Below are 20,168 nucleotides of genomic sequence, written 5' to 3' on the forward strand. Positions count from 1 at the left end.
ACCAGGACCAAGCGGACGCCCAGGTTCCTGTCTAGAGGTTAACGCGGTATTGCGGCCCCTATGGAAGCGGGTTGCCTATCAATAGGGGTGGACAAACTAATTTCCGGAATCCGGCGCCCACTGCTCGAGTATCTGCCGGTCACGTGCACAGGCGGCGAGCCGGCCGGGCTGTCCGGAGGTGGCCCGGCGCAGCGCGGTTTCGAGCTCGGCGACCCGCCGGTCCACGGCGAGCATCCGATCCGCAGCGGACCGGACCATTTCGTCTGAGAGTTCCGTTTCGGCCTCCACCAGGGCAGTTACCGCACGCTGCTCGAGCTGGGCCTTCACATTCGCGATGGCGTCCACGACCCATTGCCGCAGGTGATCCCGGTCGGCAAGCTGGCGGCGGGCACGTACCACCCAGGCCGCGGCCCCCGCGCCGAGCAGCAAGGTGACCGGGATGGTGGCCACGTCCAGGGCAGGCACGAGCGCCAGCGGCGAGACGAGCAGCCGTCCCAGACCGACGCCTGCCGACGCACCGACAACTATCATGAGGTGATCTTCGACACCCCGGCCACGGGGTTGCGGATCCGGGCCGAGTGTGGGTGCCGGGTCGTGCCGGTGAACCGGGGCCCGGTCCGGCGCGCCGGGTCCGGCGGCGGCCGCGCGCGCCCGCAACTCGGTGAGCCGGGCGGCGATATCGCGGTCGACCGTATCGGTGAGCGCCGCCACCGCGGAACGCAGGCGCTCCGGGAAACCGGCCCGCCCCGCACGGTCCAGTCGGTCGAGTTCGGTGCGGGCTTCGGCGTGCAGCGCGCGCCCCCGGTGCCCCACCTGGGTCAGCAGATCCATCCGCGCCAGGTTGAGCTGGGCGCGCAGCGTGGACACCGCGACCGCCCGCCCGCCGTCGCGTTCGGCGAGCAGCCGCGCTCGTTCGGCACGCAGCATTTCGGCTTCGCTACCGGCCGCGAGCAGCGCCTCCTCCTGCGCGATGCGGTCGAGGGTCTGGGCCACCACCTGCGCGGTGGCGGCGGACCGGCGGGTGTCCACGGTGGTGGTGTCGGTGGTGAGTGCGGCCAGCCGGGCGTGCAGCGAGGCGAGGCCGGACCGGTCCAGCAGCGCCGAATCCGCGGCGGTCCGGGCGGCGAGCGCCAGCCGGGCGGAAACCGGCACGATCTCGCAGTCGAGTCCGGCGGCGGTGAGGAGTTCGGCGCTACGGTCGCGGACCAGCTGCCAGTCGAGATGGGCGTGGGTGCCGTTCAGGACCAGCAGTACCCGGCTACCGGCCGCGCTCAGCCGGCGGACGAGATCGAGTTCGGTGGCACCGATCACCACACCGGCATCCAGGACCAGCACGGTGACCGCGCCCGCGGCAGCGCCGGCGGGGTCGGCCGACGGCGCGCTCAGTTCTATCCGGGGCTGGAAACGGGCGAGTTCGGTGCGTAGCAGGGTGGTGTTCGCGTCGTCGGGGCCCAGCAGCCGGACCTCCGCGTTCTCCCCGGCGACGGTCATGGTGTCGAGCAGCGCCATACCCTGGGGGTTCCAGCGGCGCACCACGGCAGCGACCGGTTCGGGGAACGTCGCACCGTGTGAGGCCGGAGCCGCGGCGGCAGAGCCGGCTCCTGGACCGAGGTCGGTATCCGACCCCGCGTCAGAGTCCGACACTGCTCATCCGTTCCCATACCCGCACGTAGCCGTTGTGTACGCGTACCGCGGCCCGCCGGGCGGCCGGTGACAGATCGCTGGCTACCACCGCCCGCCACCGGATGGCGCGGGCCAGGGCGTCGTCGGCGTCCTCGGGTTCGAACCGGGGATAGCCGGCCGCCAGATGCGATACCGCTGGATCGACCAGCCCGCCGCACAGGCCCAGCCACCTCGCTTCGTCGGTATCCAGGTATTCGGTGATCAGCGCACGCGCCCGGCTCGTGCCCTGCGGGACAGCCCGCGCCGCCAAGCGGGTCAGTTCGTCGACCAGCCCGCCGGCCCGCCGGGATATCGCCTGTTGATAACGCAGCCCGAGCAGCCGGGCCACAGGTTCGATCCCGCTCACAGTGTTCAGGATCTGCAGCACCGTCTGCGGTGTCAGGTCGGGTTCGCGTTCGAGCGCCGCCAGCACACAGGCGACCCCGTACAGATCCCAGCGTTCGAGCAGATCCGCCCGCTCCTCGGTATCGGGCCCCGCGGACGGAGAGGCGAAAGCCTCGGCCGATACCGCCGACAGGGAACGGTTACCGGCATGCCGGCGCAGCAGCGCCAGATCGGCCTCGCGCAGCGCACCGGCGACCGTTCGCGCGGCGAGGCTTCCGACGATCGGGAAGGCCGGTAGCCCGAACGCCCGGGAGAACTGTTCCGCGGCCGCTACGGCGTCGGCCCAGCCGGTGCCGATCGCATCGGATTTGTTCACCACCACCAGCGTGCGCTCCGGCGGTAGCGATCCCAGGATCCGCCGGTCCCCCGGGGACGGGGTACTGGCCAGGACATAGACGATGATGTCGGCATCGAGCACGGGGTCCGGGAAACCTGGTTCGTCGACCGGCGCGGTCTCGGCTCCGTGCTGCAGACCCAGCGCCTCGGCCACCGTGGTGCGCCCCGACCGGGCGCGACCCGCCACCTGCGCCCGCGGTAGCGACCGCCACCGCTGGACCGCCGCCTCGATCCCGTTCGCGACACCGGTATCCACCCCGTCGCCCATCCGCAACGTCGAAATCATCCGCTCGAGCGGATCCGCTGCCCCCGCCTCCCGCATGTACCTGTCCGATCTTTCGACTGTCACCGTTCGCACCCCCTGTTCCGGTGCGCATTCTGTCAGAAGAGCGCCCACAGCGCGCCGAGGCCCGGTCCGCAATCGCTCCATGCGAGCCAACCCACTGACTCGTTCGGCACCAGACTCCTGTCTCGACCACATCGGTCGACTTCATACCGCCCTGGCACGCTTCATCAGCCGTGGCCGACATCCAAGGGTAGGCGTAATGAATATCGCGTTCAGCTGTGAGGTCAGTGGCGCTCGGGTAGGTCGTCGCCGGAGCGGCTTTATCACTGAACGTGGCGGCCTGCAAACTTTGCTGGCGGCCCAGAGGCAGCGTCTCGGAACCGATCAACTGGCAAATCCCGGTCTTCGCGGTTCTGGAGTCACCCTCGGATCACGAATTTGGTTCCGAGGCTTATTTCGGCAAGCCCGCCCCTTCCACCCGACCGCCTGATGTCATCTGCATCCAACCCATTACCCACTGACCGCCACGCCCCATTTCTACCGTGACAGCGATCGTTCCGCCGATGTACGTGAATGAACGTTGATCAGAAACACTTGCCGATCCCCAACATCACAGCCTAGACTGACCTAGTCGAAGCAATCGACAAAGATCGATCGGGGAGTTCAATGGGAGGGTTCAAGATGATTGCACGTTTTGCCGTTGGTTTTGGCGTGGCAGCGGCGACCATCGCGGGCAGCTTTGGCGTGGGAGCTGCTTCGGCGACGATAGAAGATCCATCCGGAAATACCCACGCAACCTGCTTGAGCATGAGGGACTGGTACATTAAGTCTGGTGTTCAGGTGGGACCGTGTTACTACGACGCCCAGAAAGACAGCTTCGTATTCGACGAACTGTAACAATGTCGGATCACCCGTAAATATGCTCTCGAAAATGGCGTCGAACGCTGCTTGGAACGCCGCAGTCATGCGGTACATACAGCGTCCGACGCCTTTTTGTGGCGGACAATTAGCAGGCGACCGAAGAGATTTCGATACGTCCTGTATTGTTTCGCACTTGACGAGCACGCGCTCAGGCTAGTCGGCGGTATCGAGCTGTCCGAGCCGAATGAACGGCCACGTGATTACGAAAATGGACGCCGAAATATCTTAGCGTATCAGTCGGGTTCCCGCGGCGCCAACAGCGAACGCGCTTTCTTCCGCCCGGGTATCATAATTCTTCTGGCACTGTGATGCCTTGCCAGAGATTTGCCACCGATGACTTCTGCGTATCCGGCGACGCCTCTCACTGCTCCTACGGTGTAGCCGGCGTCCGACCACACCGGCGACCATGCAGGATTCCTTAGCATTCACACCCAACGGTATCCGATGCGACCCCAGCGGGATGTGGGTTGTAACTATGGTGGCTGATTCGCTCAGCTTCGGACGTTGGGGGAGCGTCAACTCCCCAACATTCGACTCCGGAGAATTCTCCGGTCGATTTGCGGCTCCAGGGATTCAAAGCAGTTAAACTTTGCCCGTACCAGATTGGCAAGTAGGATTGCTGACCGCGTTTTTGTCCGGCGAACATCAATACTAGTCTTCCGCCCGACGACTGGATTGTCTCGCTACGGGCTGGACTGGTCGGACTTCGCTTGCCTTGGCGTACTTTCCGTGTCGGCCTTCGCCGATGGTCCAAGTCACCGGCATCCCCGGCGTGATCTGCTGTTCGTCGCCTTGGTACTGCCAGAGGGAGAACCACACATCACCGGCGTGGCTGGCGATGAGCCCGTCGTAGCTGTGGGGCAGCCACCAGCGGATGACGCCGTCGAGGCTTGGATCTGGATCTTTAGCTGCTTCGACCTGGCCATAAGGTATTGAGCCCCCGGGGCCATGCCACCCGTTTTCGGCCGGAAGCAACGGCTGGTCCCCGCCCTCGGGGTCGGCAGGCCATATCTTTCCGCTGCGTGACAGCACGTCGTCGTGGATTTCCCGGGCCAGTCCGTAGGCCACACCGCTAGGGGTGCTCTCGCCTGGGGTGCATCCAAGGAGGACATTCAGGGCCGGGACGGTGAATCGATCCACCACACCGGCGGGGAAGACTGCCTCAGGAGACGCTCGGGAATCGTTTCGTCGATGTGTACTTCGAAGCCGAGAGCCGACTCGATGTCGGCCGCCAGCAGGTCGGCGCCTTGACGCGCTGTCTCCTGGTCGATGGAGCTATCCTGCCGAATAGGGGACGGTGCATCGGTTGATGGGGGTCACGTACAAGACCTTTCCGGCGGCGTGGGAGGCGATGACCTGGATTTCGTCTCCTGACTCGTAGACGTAGCGGCCATCGTGATATCGGGGGATCGTCATGTGCAGATTGTCGTCCTTATAGATTTCCCGCGTGAGCAGGCTTTGACCGTTGATCAGTATCTGGTAGTCGTAACGGCCGGGCACATGGGAGATGTCGTTGATGAACATGGCCCACGCGATATTGCCGATGGAGTCCGCCCCCGCCGGTTGGGGGTCGACTTCGACTCTGCCCCAGTTGGTCGTGACTCTGTAGTTCGTGCACGGCTGGTAATCGGCGTGTGCGGGGCCCGCGGCCTGCACGCTCGTGATCAGCAGCATCGCCGACGCCACGATAAACAGCAGGATGCGACTGAACCGACTGGCCGGCCCCGGAGGCCGTTGAGTGTGGCCGAGAAGGGCCACCTGCGCGGCCGGTGAGGCAGACTCGGGTTCCGTCGGTACGATCGCTCTTGCAGCGATGAGCGGGCGGAAAAGGTTCAAGACGTGTTCCCTATCTGTGTGTTCTGAACTGTGAACAGCTGCAGCGCAGCTCCGGTGTGGGGAAGTGGCAGCTCCCCGACACCGGGTTTGTTCACGCGGGTGTCCGGTCGTGGCGTGGTGGGCGTAGTGATTCCGCGCCGTTGTTTGTCGTCTCGGTTTCAGAGAGTGAGCGTGCTTTCCGGCTCCGGTGTGCTCGCGGTCGCGACTGCGGGCCCTGTTCGGTGGCCGGCGGTGCCGGGGGGAGTAGGGGCCAGGCCGCGCAAGCTGGAGACAGAGGTGGCGAGGACGGGATTGGTCCCGAGGGCAGGTGCGAGTGGCGGCGTCGGTGCCGCCGGCTGCGGGTCTTGCCCTTCGTCGTTGCCGGTGGTGTCCTCGACGCCTTGGAGTTGGGTCTCCACCGGGGTTTCCTCGTCGAGTGTTGCGGCGATCTCCTCGTCGCCGGCGTCTTCGCCCACATCGACCATGAGCTCTTCTTCTTGGCCGCCGTCGTCGACGAGAGCGCTGTCATCAGGGGCTTCGGGCAGGGGAAGGTCGGGCTCGGCTGGGCCGGTGGGAGTTGACGGTTGGTTGTCGGTGGCGTCGATGATGGCCGCGGTGGCATCGCCGGTGGCTGTGATGATCTCGTCGAGATTGCCGGCCAGGGAACCGACAGCGGTGATCATGTCGGGGATCGTGCCGGTGATCGTGCCGACCGCGGTCACCATGGCGGTGATATCGGCAGGTGTCCACTCACCCGATGTGCCGGTTTCGGCCGGTGGCGTGGCCGGCGAGTCGCCTAAGCCCAGTGCGGCATCGTCTCCGGTCGCCGAGTCGTCCATGCCGAGTCCGGCGTCGTCTCCCGCAGTCGCAGAATCGCCGGTGTTCGACGGGGCACCGGCGCCGACCGGGACGCCGGTAGTCGTTTCGGTGTCGAGGCCGGCGGTTTCGCTGATCTCCGCGGCCGCCGGTGTGGTGGTCAGCGCCAGACTGGACGGGGTGCTCGGGCTTGCCGGGTTCTGGGGGAGTTCGGGTGTGGTTTGGGCAGGGTTTTGCCGCGCCGGGGCGCTTTCGCTGTCCGGTTCGGGGGATGCTCGAGGGATTCCGACGGCAGCGAGATAGACCGGCTCGCCCGAGGTGGCGGTGAGTTCGGTGTCGGCGGCCGGGGTGCCGCCGGGTGAGCGAAACGCTGTGGGGTCGATGCCCTCGATCGCGGTGACCAATTGTGTGTAGGCGCCGGTCACGGTGGTGTGAGTCTCGGAGCATACCGTCGTGAAACGGGCGACCTTGGTATCGAACTCGGTGACGAAGACCTTGTCGAGCCAGGCGCGGCATGCTGCGGCCGGCTCGGAGCCCTCGACGTAGTGCTCGGCGAGTTCGGTGCGTAGTCGGTCCTGTACCGATTGGCTCGTATCGCCGCGTCCCTGGGCGAGGTCGATGAGCCAATCGATCTGCTGTGGGGTCTTGCCCGCCGCGGTGGCGGGGTCGAACTCGTTTTTGATCGTGTCGGCTTTGGCGCGGACAGCGTCGTCGATCCGGGTGACGGCCGTGGTGGCGGCGGCGTGCACGGCGCGCAGGGCATCGATGTTCGAGGCGACCGTGGTGCCGGTGTCGGTGAGGTATTGCTGGGCGTTGTCGGCGGCGGGCGACCCGTTCCAGTACGCGGCTACCTCGCCGAACCGGGTGGTTTGGGTGGTGGCCTGGTCATCGAGGCGGCCGTCGAGTTCCTCGCCCAGCACGGTAGCCAGGTTCCGCAACGATTCCAGGTCTGTGCCGCGCTGCTGGTCGTATTGGGCGGCCAGCGCGAAGTAGTCCCCGCCCGTAGGAGTGTGGCCTGTCCATTCCAGGTAGCGCGGCCCGAAGACCTCGAAATAGCGCAGTCCCGCAGCGCCTGCATCCAGGATGGCGTCGATGCTGTCGGTGTCGGTAGGTTTCATTCGAACGCTCCCGCCACCGCGCCGAGTTTGACCGCGGTCGACTGATCGACACCGGCGCAGCTGCTTGCGCTGGCCTGCAACGCCGAACCACAGTCCTGTACGCAATTGGCCCAGGAGAAAAGAGAACGTCGCAGGTCTTCCAACCCTTGTGACAGGCGGTCACCGGCCGACTGGTAGCCGCGGCCGGCATCGGCGGTATCGAACCCGCGCAGCGCATCGGCGACACGCACCGCGGCATCGTTGACGGTGCTTGCCGACCCCTGCAAATCACCGGCGATGCCCTGCACTGCCGCCACATCCATCAACATCACTGTGTCCTCCCTCGCCAGACACCACCTGTAGGCCGGGCTTTCACTGGCCCCGACGATCTCGGTACCCCGAGCCCCCACAGATGCGAATCCTGTTTTGTTACTGGCTTTGACGGCCGCTTCCGGCAATCGGTTCCCCCCGTCCGCGAAAAACTTTTCGGCGAGAGCACAGTCACACCGGATTTCACCCTCCCCGCGCCGAACCCTATGGGCTATAGGGCACGTCGCCCGGTTGTAGCCAGCACGTGGAAAACCTTCGAGACCAGGGCTGTGTCAGTGCGGCAGCGGAAACAGAGCCCTCATCCACCTCATGGTTCCGAGGGCGATTCAAGAAATTTTCGAAGTCGAGGGAACCGATCGCGGGGAGGCCCCGTCCAACCTTGTACGAACGCGTTTGGCCGGAGTGAACAAGAGCCGGGCCGGACCGGCGAATGGGCAGTATGTGGATTGCCGTGGAGTGAGAGGACCGAGATGGTGATGGAGTTGGCGACGGTGCAGAGCACCGCCGGGCGGTCCGCGAGCACCAGCAGAACCTGGTCAACGAGATAGCGCCGCAAGCCAGTGCGAGTACCTGCGCCGGTGTCGGTCGGTCGACCGTGGTCGATCCTGATGCGGTGGCAGGGCGTTCGAATGAGACCCGCCAGCGGTCTCGGGCTTGCCAAAACAGTGGGGGCACGCACCCCCGAATTGAGCATTGCAGGGCACGCGTACGCAGAAATGGCGTGACCTGCACTCCAGATTCCACTATGCCGATGACGATCGGCACAGGAGACGCTCGGAAACAGCATTTTCCGTAGGCGCCGGAATTCTGACATATGGCTTCGGGCATACCCATGCCCGAAAACCGAGGTGTTGAGGAGCTGCCACTCCTCAACATCCGGAGCTGCGCTGCAGCTGTTCACAGTTCAGAACACACAGATAGGGAACACGTCATGAACCTTTTCCGCACGATCATCGCTGCGAGCTCGATCGTACTCGCGCCGGTAGCCATCACGATGGCCGTCCCGGGCGCTGCCCAGGCCACTCCGCTCGGTTGTACAGCCGGTTTCCTGGGACTCGGCGCCGCAGCCGCCGGCTCCGCCGGCGGCGTAACAACTGTCCCCTCATTACTGGCAGCCGGAGGCGCGACCGCCGTGATCTTCGACCAGTGCCCGATGATGCCGAAAGAAGGCCAAGTAATGGACATTCCGGCCGGCGCGACCTGCGTTGCGCTCGACAACCCCAAAAACCGGGTGCCCTGCCCCAGCAAGGCACGCGTTTACCCTGGCCAGATGGTGGCCTGACTTTGTAGGTAAGTTGAGTCAGGCACGACAGTGCGTCAAGAATCGCCTACAGCACAGGAGCGCGATGGCTGAACGATGGACCTTCTGGCTCAACCTGGTCGCATGCACCGCGCTGTCGGTCTCGGCCATTGAGATCGTTCGGACCTCGGGTTCGAGAATCGTGCTGGCTCTCGTCCTCGTGTCGATAGCTGTTCTCGTAGTGACGCTGTTCCGCCGGCGCGCTGACTCGGGCATCCGCATTCGGAGCAATCACCAGCAACCGTGAGGATTGGGCGAACAAGCCCTTCTACATCGGCCCCGACCTCTTTCAGGTCGGGGCCGAGACACGGAAGCCGAATACGATCTATCAAAAGCTACGGCGACCTGCCTAGCTCGACGGTGCCCGGTCGGCCCTGCGGTGCTCGTCCTACCTGATTCGACCAGCCCGCACGGACAGCGGTGGCATCACGCTCCGCGTGTCCGGCACCGCGATCACTCGCCCATCGTCCCCTGATCAGTCTGCCGCCACTCGCTCGTCCCATCCGGATTACGGTGGTACTCCCAAGCCGAGTAGTCGCCGTCGTTCTCCACCACGCTCACCTGGTCGGCGTAGCCGTCGAGGTCGGTATCGGTCCAGACGCTCATCGAATCGGGGCCGGTGGCGACGAAGGTGTCGAGTACGCCGTCAACGATGAGGTCCTGGGTGGGCGTTTCCATTTCCACCGGACCCAGGCCGTCCATAGACGAGGTCGCTCCGAGACTCGGCGTGCCGGAGAACTCTTCTGATGCAGACATGGATTCTCTTGAGCTCCACTGGTCGACGCGGGGATGTCCCGGTCCATCCTTCCATCCCCGGCGGTACGGTGCAGCCCCGGTACCGGCAGGAATGGAGGCTGCTGGTGGCTCTGGACACAAGACGTTCACGAGGTGCGCACCGGTATCACCGCTTCGGCGGGAAGATTCCGAGAGAGCTGGTAGGCAGTGCGTGTGCCCCGCTCGGCGACATGTAAGCGGTGCTTATGTCTTGACTCCCGGCCGGTGCATCCTTGTCCGGTCTTGCGTCTCCCAGCGTTCGTTGCCCACCATGCCGCCCCTGCCGGAAGCCCGCGCCCCCTCGTCGCGACTCCGTTGCCTGGCTTCGGTCACAGCCATGGCCTTTTCGGCCAATAAACCCTCGCTACCAGCGAATTCAACTATCAGCCAATATAATTCAGGCGCGGAACAGTGTTCTGACGCTGTAGGCTCCCCGCCATGTTGAAGTATCTGATCACTGGGGTGATGATCGCTACTTCTCCTTCGGCGCGGCCGGTACGGCGGCGGCTGATTACACCGTTGGCCATTACTCCACCCACGGAGCCTGTGTCGCGAACGGGGTGGGTAAATTCGGCAATCACGGGCTGGGTAAGACCTGGTTCTGCCGTCAGTCCGGTGGGGGTTACGACCTGATTCATCGCTGAGCTGCTACAGGAGTCGGGATGGTCTCGCATCCGCGATGAGATCCCAGGGCATCGCGCCGAGCCCGTGGCCACCCTTGGCGCGACGATGATCTCTCAGCGCCGTGTCGTCGCGAACCCTGCGGAGAATCTGCTCCTCGGCCGCTCGATCGACAGCGACCCCGTCGGCTACCGGCGGGGTCGCTGTCTGCTTGATACCGGCACGACGCGTCATCGGACATCTCGGATAGACGTGCTTGCAGCACTAGCGCCGGACGATAATGGCCCCGGGACGAGATCCCGAAGCCGAGTTGCCGAGGCTCTGCGCATGCTGCTCCTATATGGGGAACCGATGAGACGCTCGCTGCGTCGAAGTAGCTGTGAGGATCAGTAGCTGTATGACTCGACTCGAGCCGGGTGACCGGTGATGGCGCCCGAACCGATTACCGCCAACTCCGCAGTCATGGCGGACGCCGCGATGTTCCTTCGGCAGATCGCGACCACGGTCGGTGACGGATTCCGTCGCATTGACGCCGAGATCGACGGCATGACCTATTGGGGCGGCCCCGCCGCGCAGGCGTTCACCGCAGGATGGCAGGAGGCAAGCGAGGGCGCAGTGACACTGCTGTCTTCCCTGGAAGCGATGGCCGACCTGCTGGGAGTGCAGGGCGAAGAATTCGCCTCAGTAGACGAGACCTTGGCGGCCGACTTGGCCGATACCGGTCCGCGTCCGAGCTCGCTCAATATCTGACCACCAGGGGTTTTCCTGCGATGTCTCGACATAACGTAGACACCGACGCGCTTGACGCGCTCAACGCCCAACTGCGCGGGCTACTCGGTTTCACCGACGACCAACTGATACTGCTGCAGCAACGGATGAACCAGCTTCACAACGGCGATGGCGCGGCCGAGCCGTGGACCGGCGAAGCCGCCGCCGCTGCCCGCGCCGCCATGGACACCTGGAATGCCGGCGCCCAGAAGATGCGTGACGGGCTGGCGGAAATGGAAGCCGCCAGCAAGAACGCCCACAACTCCTACACCAGCACTTTCGCAACGATCCTGGCCCGTCTCGACCGTGGCCCCGCCCCCGAAGGTGGCGCGCAGTGACCGTGGTCGATATTGACACCGAGGTCTACACCCAGGCTGCGGACGCGCTACTCAAGGCCGCCGACGAGTTCATCGGCTCAGTGGATAAGCACTGGTCGAAGCTGGCCGACACCGGCGAGAACATGACCGGCTCCTACGAAGAAGCCAAAACCTGGGCCACCAACTACGACACCACGGCCAACGACCTGCTGGTGCAGGTGAAGATGATGGCCAACAACGTCAACGGCTACGGCAATGTCGTACGGGAACTGGCCTACCTGCATGCCCTCGGCGACCACAACGCCAACATGAAACCCGGCCCACCGCCGACCGCACCGCAAGAGTGGCCGCTGAACCCGCGGGTGTCGTGCCGGCCACCGCTCCCCTCGGCCGGCGGGCCCGGCGAAGGCCTGGTCGAAGACGGGATCGGGCTCCTCGAGGAAATTGGTATCACCGTCCCCGACGGCGATACCGACAAACTGTGGACGGTCGCGGCGATCTGGCGCGATATCGCCGCCGAGCCCGCGGTCGCGGGATTCGCCGACGAGATCAACCGCATCGCCGGTATGTTCGCGCCGATCACTGCGCCCGAGCTCGACCATATCGACGAAGACCTCACCGCCATCGCCGCCGCGGCCGCCATGACCGTGGCCGGGTTCGAGGTGGTGGCCACCACCACCACCTCACACCATGACGAACTGGTGGCAATGCGCAAGGAAATCGAAGGGTTCCTGCGCCAGTTCGTCATCGATTCCGCGGTAGAGGCCGCCGTGGCCGGCGGGATCACCATCGCCGCCAGCTTGGTCACCTTCGGCGGCGCGGCCCCGATCGGTGCCGCAATCGGCGGTACCCGATTGACGGCCCTGTGCGTGAAGTACGGGCGCAAGATCAGGCCCTTCATCGATCTGTTCAAGTCCCGTGGCCTCGGGCGCGGGTTCAAAGACGTTCCGAACTTCTCCAACCACAAGGCGGAGATGGACCGGATTTGGCAGATGATCAACAAGGGCAAACCCGGCAACCCCCGACCCGGTAAAAGTACTGACTGGTCGTTCGGTCCTGAGGATGAGAAGGCCATCCACACCGCGGCCGTGCGGAACCCCGATACTGGTATGACCCTCAACGAAAAACTGAACCAGGGCCTGCCCTTGTCACCGGAAGAACAGCGCCAGGCCGCCGCGCTGAACCAGGCCCTGGCCAAGTTGCCCCCCTACGAGGGTCCGCTGGTACGTCATCAAAATCTGAGCCCGGAACAGTTGGCCCGCTACGAGCCGGGAAGCCCGGTCACCGAAAACGGGTTCACCTACAGCACCATGCGATCCAACGGCATCGACCCGCAACTCGTTGATGGCGCGAACGTTGAGTTTCAGATCGTGTCCAAGACCGGCGTGCAGCTCGGCGAGCACGCCCCACGCCCCGACGACGTGATGTTTCCCTCCGGGACGGGATTCATGGTGCACAACAGAATCCCACTCCCGAACGGCCGCGTCATCATTCAGATGACCGAAATCTAGGAGAGACCCCCCCGTGTTCGAACGATTCACCGGCCGCAAGAAGAAACCGCCACTACTGACCGGCGAAGACTACTTCAACAGCGAGGAATACACCCGCAACCAGGCAATATTCGACCAGTTCAACGCCGAGATCCGCGAAGCGCGCGCCGCCGCCGCGGCCAACCCCGGCCCGGGGCTCGACCCCGAAGAGTTGGCCGAACTGCAAGACCGCGCCAACGATATGCTCACCCCGGAACAACGGAAATGGACCTGGGACGCCGATCACTGGTACGACGGCGACGGCAACATCCTGCTTTCTCGCCGCGCGGACGGCTGGTACGACCCTTCAGGGGTCCGGGTTTACGACCTGAACTACAGCCGAGTCGCTCAGTAGAACCATGGCCCTTCGCGCGGAGGGATCCATCCGATAACGTCGGCTACTTCGCCAAGACAGCGAAAGCGCTCTCCGAACTCCTGCAGTTCTCCGATCGGCGCATGGACTGAGCGACTGCGCTCACTGCTCTTCTCGCCGCTCGCGCGGGAAGTGTCCAAGTGGGCCTCGGGACTAACCGGCGCGTCGGCTGCTGGTGGTGATCTGTTCTAGGGTTATCCAAATGGTTAGGGGCGGCATCCGTACGGATGCCGCCCCTAACCATTACCTATTTCGTGTCAGGCCTGCAGCGTGGTTCCTGCACGACTTGCCCACGGGACCTCGACGTTGTCGTTGTCGTTGTAGGTTGAGCCGATCCAGTCGGTGATGTTGTCTTCTGCTTCCCGTAAGAGTGATTCCGGGATATCGACCGGTGAGGTCATCTCCAACAGGTAGTAGGCGCGGTCACCTGAGTCCTGGCCGGGGTGTTCCCGGGCCCAGTTCAGATGCATCTCGTAATCGGTCTCGGCCTCTTGCTTCAGCCCGACTTGGGTTTGACCGAACTCCGTGTACTTCGTCAGCTCCGCCGTGGCGGCTGCTCGAACGGAGTCTGCCTGCACCGCTGTGCAGTACAGCTGGACAACCAGGTAGCTACTCACGCTACTGGGTCACTTCCTCTCACTAGATCACATGGCAGTGCCGTTTGTGGCGGCCCGGAGGCATCTTGCTGTCGACGTCCTTCTCGGCCGCTTTCTGGGCGTCGGCGCGGTTGTATGCGCGGCCTTCTCCTTCAACCTTCTTCTCGGAATGTCCGTTGGCGGGGGTGCCGTTGACGACCTGGTCGCAGCGGACTTTGACCGTGATCTTCTTCGGCTTGTTCTCCAGAGCTGGCGCGCTCACCTGCACGGCAGCATATCCGGCAGAGGCTGTTCCCATCGGCCCTGCGGGGTCTGCTGCGCCAGCAGGCGCAGCACCTACCAGGCCCATTAACAGTGGGAAGGCCACACCAAAGGTGCCAACTGCACCAATCCAGATCTTTTTCATAACAACCCCTTTCGGTCTCGTCGCACGTCCCGCTGACGTGAGACCCCTGCGAACACAGACGTCACCGAAGACAAGCCCCCCGCGGAAGACCTGCATGCTGTCCGTCAGAAGATTGGACGGAGGCAGCAGCGGAACGGTTCCCCCTGTCGCGCCGCCTCGCTGGTGATCTGGAACACAGTCCAGCGTGGTTCATCGCTGTGGCGCCGGCTCCAGCGCTGTCCGAGTAGCGGTGAGTTCGGGAAGGTACTTGTACAGCGTCGTCCGCGAGACCCCCAGCAGCCGCGCGATCGAGGACACCGACTCATCCGGCCGAGTCAGCAGCACCCGGGCCTGCTGGACCTGCTCCTCGCTCATCGCCGGTGGCCGACCGAGGCGCTGCCCGCGGGCCCGGGCGGCGGCCAGGCCTTCGTGGGTGCCGTCGACGATGAGCTCGCGGATGAACTCGGCCAGCGCGGCGAACACATGGAATACCAGGCGGCCGCCGGGGGTGGTGGTGTCGAGTGCTTCGTGTAGCGACCGGAATCCGATCCCGCGGCGCCGGAGATCGGCCACGATCGAGATCAGATCTTGCAGGGAGCGGCCGAGCCGGTCCAGCGACGCGACGATGAGGGTGTCGCCGCCGCGCATGTAGTCCAGGCACGCCGACAGCTGTTCGCGCTCGGTGCCCTTCCCGGACTTCTTGTCGGCGAAGATCTTCTTGCAGCCGGCGGCCTTCAGTGCCCGGGTCTGGCGGTCCAGGTTCTGGTCTCGGGTCGAGACGCGGGCGTACCCGATCAGCGCTCCGCACCCGCCGATCGGCTCCAGGGCATCACCATCGAGCGAGAGTGGTTCGAGCGCATCGGTGTCGGTCACCCGGCAATCGTACATAAAAGGGTGCTCTGCCGTTGTTGCACAGTCTTACTTTACGACGTGTTTTTTGAACAGTCGCCGTTTTCGGTCGACCTGGGCGTTCGTTCGCCGGAGTCCGTTTCGGGTCGAGTGTTCATGAAACGATCTTGGGCTCAATCGATGAACAATTGGACCCGGCGGCGTCAGCCCCCGACCGGGCTGTTGTCTCGGGACTCCACGCCGCGATCTCAGAAGAATGTTGGATTCAGCCGCTCGGGGTCATCGACGCCGAAGGCGGTAGACGATCAGGAAGGCAGTGTCCCGCTCTTCGCCAAAGGCTCGGTTGTCACCAGTTTCGGGCGTGGCGGGCCGAGGCGACGCGAACATCGGACCGAGCCGGTAGTAGCGGCGCCTGGTCGCCCGGTAGCCAACGCTGTGCTGCACGTCGGGAAAGTCCTCCCGCAATGCCTCTCTTCTGTGAGACGGGCCACCTACCACCCGGGGCTACTTGTCCATGCAGACGTCGCAACCGCACTCTGCCCAGCGGCTTCGCGGTTGATCCCCAGCTAGGCATCGGCACCATGAGCATCGGCGGTAGTTTCGACCCATGCATGAAAGCCCGACTCGACTGCCGAGAGCAGTACCGAAACAACCGCGCAAACCAAGCCAGCGGCCGGATACCAACATAGATAGCTGGACCTGACGAGATAAGCGTGGATTACCCGCGAGTAGCGCTGCACCCGGTCCAGTTCGGACGACCCCAGACCATGTTGGACAATGGAGGCGTGAGCGACGCCGTCCACCCTGCTGAATCGACTTCGTCCGTATCGTCCAGCACAACGGACGGACACGAGCCGGGAACCCGCACATGGTCCCGGCTCTACCCGCGGGTCACCAGTTTTCGGTCCCGGCGCGGTGCACTCACCCCCAACCAGCAGAAATCCTGGGATCGCACCTGGCCGCTGATCGGGCGCGAGGTGGCCGACGAACCGCTCGATGCCGACACCTGGTTCGGGCGGGCGGCGCCGCTGGTCATCGAGATCGGCTGCGGAACCGGTACCGCGACCGCCGAGATGGCACAGGCCGAACCGCATCTGAACCTGATCGGTATCGAGGTCTACCAGCCGGGCCTGGCGCAGCTCGTCCAGCGGATCGAACGCGACGAGATCGGTAATATCCGGCTGCTGCGCGGCGATGCGGTAGATGTGCTGGAGAACATGATTGCTCCCCGATCGCTGACCGGGGTGCGGGTGTTCTTCCCGGACCCGTGGCCGAAGGTACGCCATCACAAACGCCGGCTGTTGCAGCCGGCAACCGTGGCCCTCATCGCCGACCGGCTGCGTCCGGGCGGTGTACTGCATGTGGCGACCGACCACACCGATTACGCCGAGCACATCGCGGCGGTCGGCGCGGCAGAACCCCTGCTCGTCGGCTTGAACGAGACCACCGGCGGAGTGAGCGCCCAGCATCGTGAATCGGCGCCTATCGGGTTCGAACGCCCTGTCACCAAATTCGAGAGCAAGGCACATCGGGCCGGAAGTGCGATCAACGAGTTCATATGGGGCAAGATCGAATGATGAGCGTCAGTGAGATGGCCCCGTCCGGCGGCGAGGTTGCCGAAAGTCTGCACGAACCCGGTGCCGAGGGCACCGGGCCCGATCCGGACAGACTCCGGCGCGTGCTGCTGGTCTGGGACGCACCCAACCTGGACATGGGTCTGGGCGCGATTCTCGGTGGCCGTCCCACTGCCGCCTACCGGCCCCGGTTCGACGCGCTGGGCCGCTGGCTGCTCGCCCGCACCGCCGAGTTGTCCGCCGGCGAGAAACAACGGGTGGAGCCCGAAGCAACGGTATTCACCAATATCGCTCCCGGCACCGCCGATGTGGTGCGGCCGTGGGTGGAAGCGCTACGTAACGTCGGTTACGCCGTCTTCGCCAAACCCAAGATCGACGAAGATTCCGATGTCGACTCCGATATGCTCGGCCATATCGCGCAACGCACCCGCGGCGCGGGCCTGGCCGGAATCATCGTGGCCTCGGCAGACGGCCAGGCATTCCGCGAACCACTCGAACAACTCGCCGCCGACGGAATCCCGGTTCAGGTACTCGGCTTCCGCGAGCATGCGAGTTGGGCCGTAACATCCGATACTCTCGAATTCGTCGACCTCGAGGACATCCCGGGTGTGTTCCGTGAACCGCTCCCGCGGGTGAGCCTCGACTCGTTGCCCGACGAGGGTGCCTGGCTGCAGCCGTTCCGGCCGCTGTCGGCGCTGCTCACCTCTCGCCCCGCACAAGGAGTCGCTTAAAGTGTTCACCCGCTGGGGCGATCTGGTCTACCGGCTGCGTTTCGCCGTTATCGGAGTCGTTGTCGCAGGGATGCTGGGTCTGGGTGCCTACGGCCTCGGCCTGGCGGATCACCTGACCTCCAGCGGCTTGTTCGATCCCAATTCGGAGTCGGTGAAGGCCGCCGAGATCTCGGATGAGGCATTCGGCCGTAACCACGACGCCGATGTATTAGTGCTCTACACAGCACCCGAGGGTCAGACAGTCGACTCCGATCCTGCGTTCCGCGACAAGATCGTCGATAACTTGAACCGGCTGCCGAAAGAACACCCGGACCAGATCGCCTACGTAAAGGGCGCCTACTGGAAGACCGAGACGGGTGAGGCCGCACCAGCAGTCTTCGGTTCCAAGGACAAGACCAAAACCTTCGCTTCCGTCGCGATCGTCGGCGACAACGACGACGAGATGGTCCGCAACTACCGCGCCGTCCAGGATGCTTTCTTCATCGACGGAGTCGACGTGCAGGTCGCCGGCCTGCAACCGGTGGCGGGCACGCTCAACGACACCATGGCGCACGATACGAAGCGGATGGAGCTTCTCGCCATCCCGGCGGTAGGCATCCTGCTGTTCTTCATCTTCGGCGGTGTGGTTGCCGCCGCGCTCCCGCTGATCATCGGTGGTCTGACCATTATCGCGGCGAACGGCATTCTCACCGGGGTGGCGCAGCTCACCGACGTGAACACTTTCGTCGGTGCCGTGGTCTCGATGATCGGCCTGGGTCTGGCCATCGACTACGGGTTGTTCATCGTCAGCAGATTCCGGGAAGAACTGGCCGAGGGGTACGACACCCCGGCTGCTGTCCGGCGTTCGGTGATGACCGCCGGACGGACCGTCGTGTTCTCCGCGACCATGATCATCGCCAGCCTCGGCGGACTTCTGCTCTTCCCGCAGGGCTTCCTGAAATCGATGGCCTACGGCACCATCGCCACCGTCGCTTTGGCCGCGCTCGGCTCCATCACCCTGCTCCCCGCCATGCTCGGCGTGCTGGGGCGGCGGGTGGACATGCTGAGCTTCAAGAAGATGCGCAAGACCAAATCCGCGGAAGAGGTCGAGTCGAGTCTCTGGGGGCGGGCCACCACCTGGGTTATGCAGCATCCCCTCAAGATCGCCATCCCGATCTGCATCGGGCTGCTGCTGCTGATCATCCCGGTGAAGAACCTGGCCTTCGGCGGTATGAGCGAGAAGTACCTGCCACCGGACAACGACGTGCGGGTCGCGCAGGAGGAGTTCGATCAAACCTTCCCGCTGCGCCAATCCGACCCGATTCAGCTGATCTTCATCAGCGAGAACACCTCCGCCATCGGGAAACTGCTGAGGGAGGCCGATAAAGCGCCCGGCCTGGCCGATGCCGCCGGCTTCGCGGTACCGTCGCAATCCCCGGACCAGCCGAATGTGTTCCGCACGGATGCGACGCTTGTCGACTCCGACAACTATCGGCCGACCGTGGATTACCTGCGGGCGATCGATGTACCGGACGATGTGACGATGCTGGTCGGCGGGCAGCCGACACTCCAGGGCGACAGTATCGACGCCCTGGTGGACCGAATACCCCTGATGATCGCCGTGGTGCTGCTGGTCACGACGGTGCTGATGTTCTTGACCTTCGGCTCGCTGGTGCTGCCCATCAAGGCCGCATTGATGAGCGTGCTCGGTCTCGGCTCCACCCTGGGCATCCTGACCTGGATATTCATCGACGGACACGGTGCGGATCTGCTGAACTTCACCCCGCAGCCGATCATGTCCCCGGTGCTGGTGCTGATCATCGCGATCATCTACGGCCTGTCCACCGACTACGAGGTGTTCCTGCTGTCACGGATGGTCGAGGCCCGCGCTCAAGGCGCTTCGACCACCGAAGCCGTCCGGATCGGTACCGCGCACACCGGGCGCATCATCACTGCCGCCGCCCTCATCCTGCTGGTGGTGACCGGCGCCTTCGCGTTCTCCGATCTGGTGATGATGCAGTACATCGCCTACGGAATGATCGCCGCGCTGATCATCGACGCCACCGTCCTGCGCATGCTGCTGGTCCCAGCGACCATGAAACTGCTCGGCGACGACTGCTGGTGGGCACCGGCGTGGATGAAACGGATCCAGCAGAAGATCGGCCTCGGCGAGCCGATCCTGGACGACGAGCGTCCCGGTGCGGGCGATGTGGTGGACCTGGTCAAGACGACGCCTGTCACCGATCCCGTCACCATGCAGATGCCCGCGCTCGCGTCGGAGAAACAGCGTAAGACGCCGGTACGCAAACGCAGCCGCGAGGAGATCGAGGCGGCCGCACCCACCGCGCATATGAGCGCGGTTCCCAAGAATGCGCGCAAGGGCGCCGATAAACAGGCACCGGCCGGTTCCACACCGACAGCGCCGAAACAATCGATGCCCACCCCGCCCGACCCCACTCGGCCACGCGCCGCCCCGCCGGCCGAGGACGAGCCCGGTCGCGGCGGGCCGGAGGACGATCCCTCGGCGACCGGCCGGCACACCCGCCCGGCGGGCGAGGAGAACCGGGCACCCGCCCGCGGGCCCCAGCCGACCCCACCGCACCGGCCCCGGCCGCCAGTGGACGGCTCCGCCGGTCCCGCCGGTGGTTCGCGAGCCGCCGGTCCCGAGCGCGGCGCCACCGACGCCGCGGCGCCCAGGCAGGGT

General features: G+C 64.8%; 21 protein-coding genes. 10 read left to right on the forward strand and 11 right to left on the reverse strand.

Features of this window, described 5'->3' with window-relative positions; genetic code table 11:
- Positions 1-96: 96 nt before the first annotated feature.
- A complete protein-coding gene (locus ON22_RS25690; protein ID WP_051158075.1) occupies positions 97-1,644 on the reverse strand; it encodes a coiled-coil domain-containing protein in 1,548 nt (515 codons plus the stop codon).
- A complete protein-coding gene (locus ON22_RS34935; RefSeq protein ID WP_255218557.1) occupies positions 1,631-2,752 on the reverse strand; it encodes a hypothetical protein in 1,122 nt (373 codons plus the stop codon). Before ON22_RS34935 ends, ON22_RS25690 begins: the two co-directional genes overlap by 14 nt.
- Before the next feature lie 603 nt (positions 2,753-3,355).
- Between ON22_RS34935 and ON22_RS25700 the strand changes: the two genes are divergently transcribed.
- Positions 3,356-3,586 carry a hypothetical protein gene (locus ON22_RS25700; RefSeq protein ID WP_033246506.1) on the forward strand — a complete coding sequence of 77 codons (231 nt, stop codon included), beginning with the start codon at positions 3,356-3,358 and terminating at the stop codon, positions 3,584-3,586.
- A 675-nt stretch (positions 3,587-4,261) separates the two neighbouring features.
- On the opposite strand, the gene ON22_RS36885 is transcribed toward ON22_RS25700, so the two are convergent.
- The 4 genes from ON22_RS36885 to ON22_RS25715 all read right to left on the reverse strand — a co-directional run bounded on the left by ON22_RS36885 (position 4,262) and on the right by ON22_RS25715 (position 7,661).
- Positions 4,262-4,678 (reverse strand): hypothetical protein, encoded by a 417-nt coding sequence (locus tag ON22_RS36885; RefSeq protein ID WP_156052392.1) that lies wholly within the window; start codon positions 4,676-4,678, stop codon positions 4,262-4,264.
- 207 nt (positions 4,679-4,885) lie between these two features.
- On the reverse strand, positions 4,886-5,446 hold the full coding sequence (locus tag ON22_RS25705; protein WP_156052393.1) for a hypothetical protein: 561 nt from the start codon (positions 5,444-5,446) through the stop codon (positions 4,886-4,888).
- A 158-nt stretch (positions 5,447-5,604) separates the two neighbouring features.
- Positions 5,605-7,359: a hypothetical protein gene (locus tag ON22_RS25710; RefSeq protein ID WP_033246508.1), complete on the reverse strand. Its 1,755-nt coding sequence runs from the start codon at positions 7,357-7,359 to the stop codon at positions 5,605-5,607.
- Positions 7,356-7,661 (reverse strand): hypothetical protein, encoded by a 306-nt coding sequence (locus ON22_RS25715; protein WP_169332481.1) that lies wholly within the window; start codon positions 7,659-7,661, stop codon positions 7,356-7,358. Before ON22_RS25715 ends, ON22_RS25710 begins: the two co-directional genes overlap by 4 nt.
- Positions 7,662-8,599: 938 nt before the next feature.
- Between ON22_RS25715 and ON22_RS25720 the strand changes: the two genes are divergently transcribed.
- Together ON22_RS25720 and ON22_RS25725 are read left to right on the forward strand one after the other, a co-directional pair.
- The gene (locus ON22_RS25720) at positions 8,600-8,950 is read left to right on the forward strand and encodes a hypothetical protein (protein WP_033246510.1); all 351 of its coding nucleotides are present in this window, start codon (positions 8,600-8,602) and stop codon (positions 8,948-8,950) included.
- Between the two features lie 64 nt (positions 8,951-9,014).
- Entirely contained in the window at positions 9,015-9,215 is a 201-nt protein-coding gene (locus ON22_RS25725; RefSeq protein WP_033246511.1) for a hypothetical protein, read from the forward strand.
- A gap of 206 nt (positions 9,216-9,421) precedes the next feature.
- On the opposite strand, the gene ON22_RS25730 is transcribed toward ON22_RS25725, so the two are convergent.
- Both ON22_RS25730 and ON22_RS36890 read right to left on the reverse strand, forming a co-directional pair.
- On the reverse strand, positions 9,422-9,724 hold the full coding sequence (locus ON22_RS25730; protein ID WP_033246512.1) for a DUF6802 family protein: 303 nt from the start codon (positions 9,722-9,724) through the stop codon (positions 9,422-9,424).
- Positions 9,725-10,125: 401 nt separating this feature from the next.
- Positions 10,126-10,380 (reverse strand): hypothetical protein, encoded by a 255-nt coding sequence (locus tag ON22_RS36890; protein ID WP_157170435.1) that lies wholly within the window; start codon positions 10,378-10,380, stop codon positions 10,126-10,128.
- A 409-nt stretch (positions 10,381-10,789) separates the two neighbouring features.
- On the opposite strand from ON22_RS36890, the gene ON22_RS25735 reads away from it, so the two are divergent.
- From ON22_RS25735 to ON22_RS25750, 4 genes are read left to right on the forward strand one after another with little or no spacing between them, the layout of a single operon-like run.
- Entirely contained in the window at positions 10,790-11,113 is a 324-nt protein-coding gene (locus tag ON22_RS25735; protein ID WP_033246513.1) for a WXG100 family type VII secretion target, read from the forward strand.
- A 20-nt stretch (positions 11,114-11,133) separates the two neighbouring features.
- Positions 11,134-11,469, forward strand: coding sequence for a WXG100 family type VII secretion target (locus ON22_RS25740; protein WP_033246514.1), 336 nt, complete (start codon positions 11,134-11,136; stop codon positions 11,467-11,469).
- Positions 11,466-12,959 (forward strand): hypothetical protein, encoded by a 1,494-nt coding sequence (locus ON22_RS25745; RefSeq protein ID WP_033246515.1) that lies wholly within the window; start codon positions 11,466-11,468, stop codon positions 12,957-12,959. Before ON22_RS25740 ends, ON22_RS25745 begins: the two co-directional genes overlap by 4 nt.
- Positions 12,960-12,972: 13 nt before the next feature.
- Complete coding sequence (locus ON22_RS25750) at positions 12,973-13,332, forward strand: hypothetical protein (RefSeq protein WP_033246516.1); 360 nt, start codon at positions 12,973-12,975, stop codon at positions 13,330-13,332.
- A 275-nt stretch (positions 13,333-13,607) separates the two neighbouring features.
- Here ON22_RS25750 and ON22_RS25755 read toward each other — a convergent pair whose 3' ends face one another.
- The 3 genes from ON22_RS25755 to ON22_RS25765 form a co-directional block, all read right to left on the reverse strand.
- Complete coding sequence (locus ON22_RS25755) at positions 13,608-13,967, reverse strand: hypothetical protein (RefSeq protein ID WP_033246517.1); 360 nt, start codon at positions 13,965-13,967, stop codon at positions 13,608-13,610.
- 22 nt (positions 13,968-13,989) lie between these two features.
- The gene (locus tag ON22_RS36895; RefSeq protein ID WP_156052395.1) at positions 13,990-14,352 is read right to left on the reverse strand and encodes a hypothetical protein; all 363 of its coding nucleotides are present in this window, start codon (positions 14,350-14,352) and stop codon (positions 13,990-13,992) included.
- 189 nt (positions 14,353-14,541) lie between these two features.
- Complete coding sequence (locus ON22_RS25765; protein WP_231508735.1) at positions 14,542-15,204, reverse strand: recombinase family protein; 663 nt, start codon at positions 15,202-15,204, stop codon at positions 14,542-14,544.
- A gap of 743 nt (positions 15,205-15,947) precedes the next feature.
- On the opposite strand from ON22_RS25765, the gene trmB reads away from it, so the two are divergent.
- The 3 genes from trmB to ON22_RS25780 all read left to right on the forward strand — a co-directional run.
- Positions 15,948-16,757, forward strand: coding sequence for a tRNA (guanosine(46)-N7)-methyltransferase TrmB (gene trmB / locus ON22_RS25770; protein ID WP_033246519.1), 810 nt, complete (start codon positions 15,948-15,950; stop codon positions 16,755-16,757).
- Positions 16,757-17,485 (forward strand): NYN domain-containing protein, encoded by a 729-nt coding sequence (locus ON22_RS25775; RefSeq protein ID WP_033246520.1) that lies wholly within the window; start codon positions 16,757-16,759, stop codon positions 17,483-17,485. Before trmB ends, ON22_RS25775 begins: the two co-directional genes overlap by 1 nt.
- Position 17,486: 1 nt before the next feature.
- Positions 17,487-20,168 (forward strand): MMPL family transporter (locus ON22_RS25780; protein ID WP_081595838.1); only part of this gene is annotated, 2,682 nt, incomplete at its 3' end.

Source organism: Nocardia carnea NBRC 14403 (assembly GCF_000308515.1).
In the GTDB taxonomy this organism is placed as follows: domain Bacteria; phylum Actinomycetota; class Actinomycetes; order Mycobacteriales; family Mycobacteriaceae; genus Nocardia; species Nocardia carnea.

Coding starts and splice junctions, on each gene's coding strand:
- ON22_RS25700 (WP_033246506.1), top strand. CDS start 3,356: ATGGGAGGGTTCAAGATGATTGCACGTTTTGCCGTTGGTTTTGGCGTG.
- ON22_RS25710 (WP_033246508.1), bottom strand. CDS start 7,359: ATGAAACCTACCGACACCGACAGCATCGACGCCATCCTGGATGCAGGC.
- ON22_RS25715 (WP_169332481.1), bottom strand. CDS start 7,661: ATGGATGTGGCGGCAGTGCAGGGCATCGCCGGTGATTTGCAGGGGTCG.
- ON22_RS25720 (WP_033246510.1), top strand. CDS start 8,600: ATGAACCTTTTCCGCACGATCATCGCTGCGAGCTCGATCGTACTCGCG.
- ON22_RS25725 (WP_033246511.1), top strand. CDS start 9,015: ATGGCTGAACGATGGACCTTCTGGCTCAACCTGGTCGCATGCACCGCG.
- ON22_RS25730 (WP_033246512.1), bottom strand. CDS start 9,724: ATGTCTGCATCAGAAGAGTTCTCCGGCACGCCGAGTCTCGGAGCGACC.
- ON22_RS36890 (WP_157170435.1), bottom strand. CDS start 10,380: ATGAATCAGGTCGTAACCCCCACCGGACTGACGGCAGAACCAGGTCTT.
- ON22_RS25735 (WP_033246513.1), top strand. CDS start 10,790: ATGGCGCCCGAACCGATTACCGCCAACTCCGCAGTCATGGCGGACGCC.
- ON22_RS25740 (WP_033246514.1), top strand. CDS start 11,134: ATGTCTCGACATAACGTAGACACCGACGCGCTTGACGCGCTCAACGCC.
- ON22_RS36895 (WP_156052395.1), bottom strand. CDS start 14,352: ATGAAAAAGATCTGGATTGGTGCAGTTGGCACCTTTGGTGTGGCCTTC.
- trmB (WP_033246519.1), top strand. CDS start 15,948: ATGTTGGACAATGGAGGCGTGAGCGACGCCGTCCACCCTGCTGAATCG.
- ON22_RS25775 (WP_033246520.1), top strand. CDS start 16,757: ATGAGCGTCAGTGAGATGGCCCCGTCCGGCGGCGAGGTTGCCGAAAGT.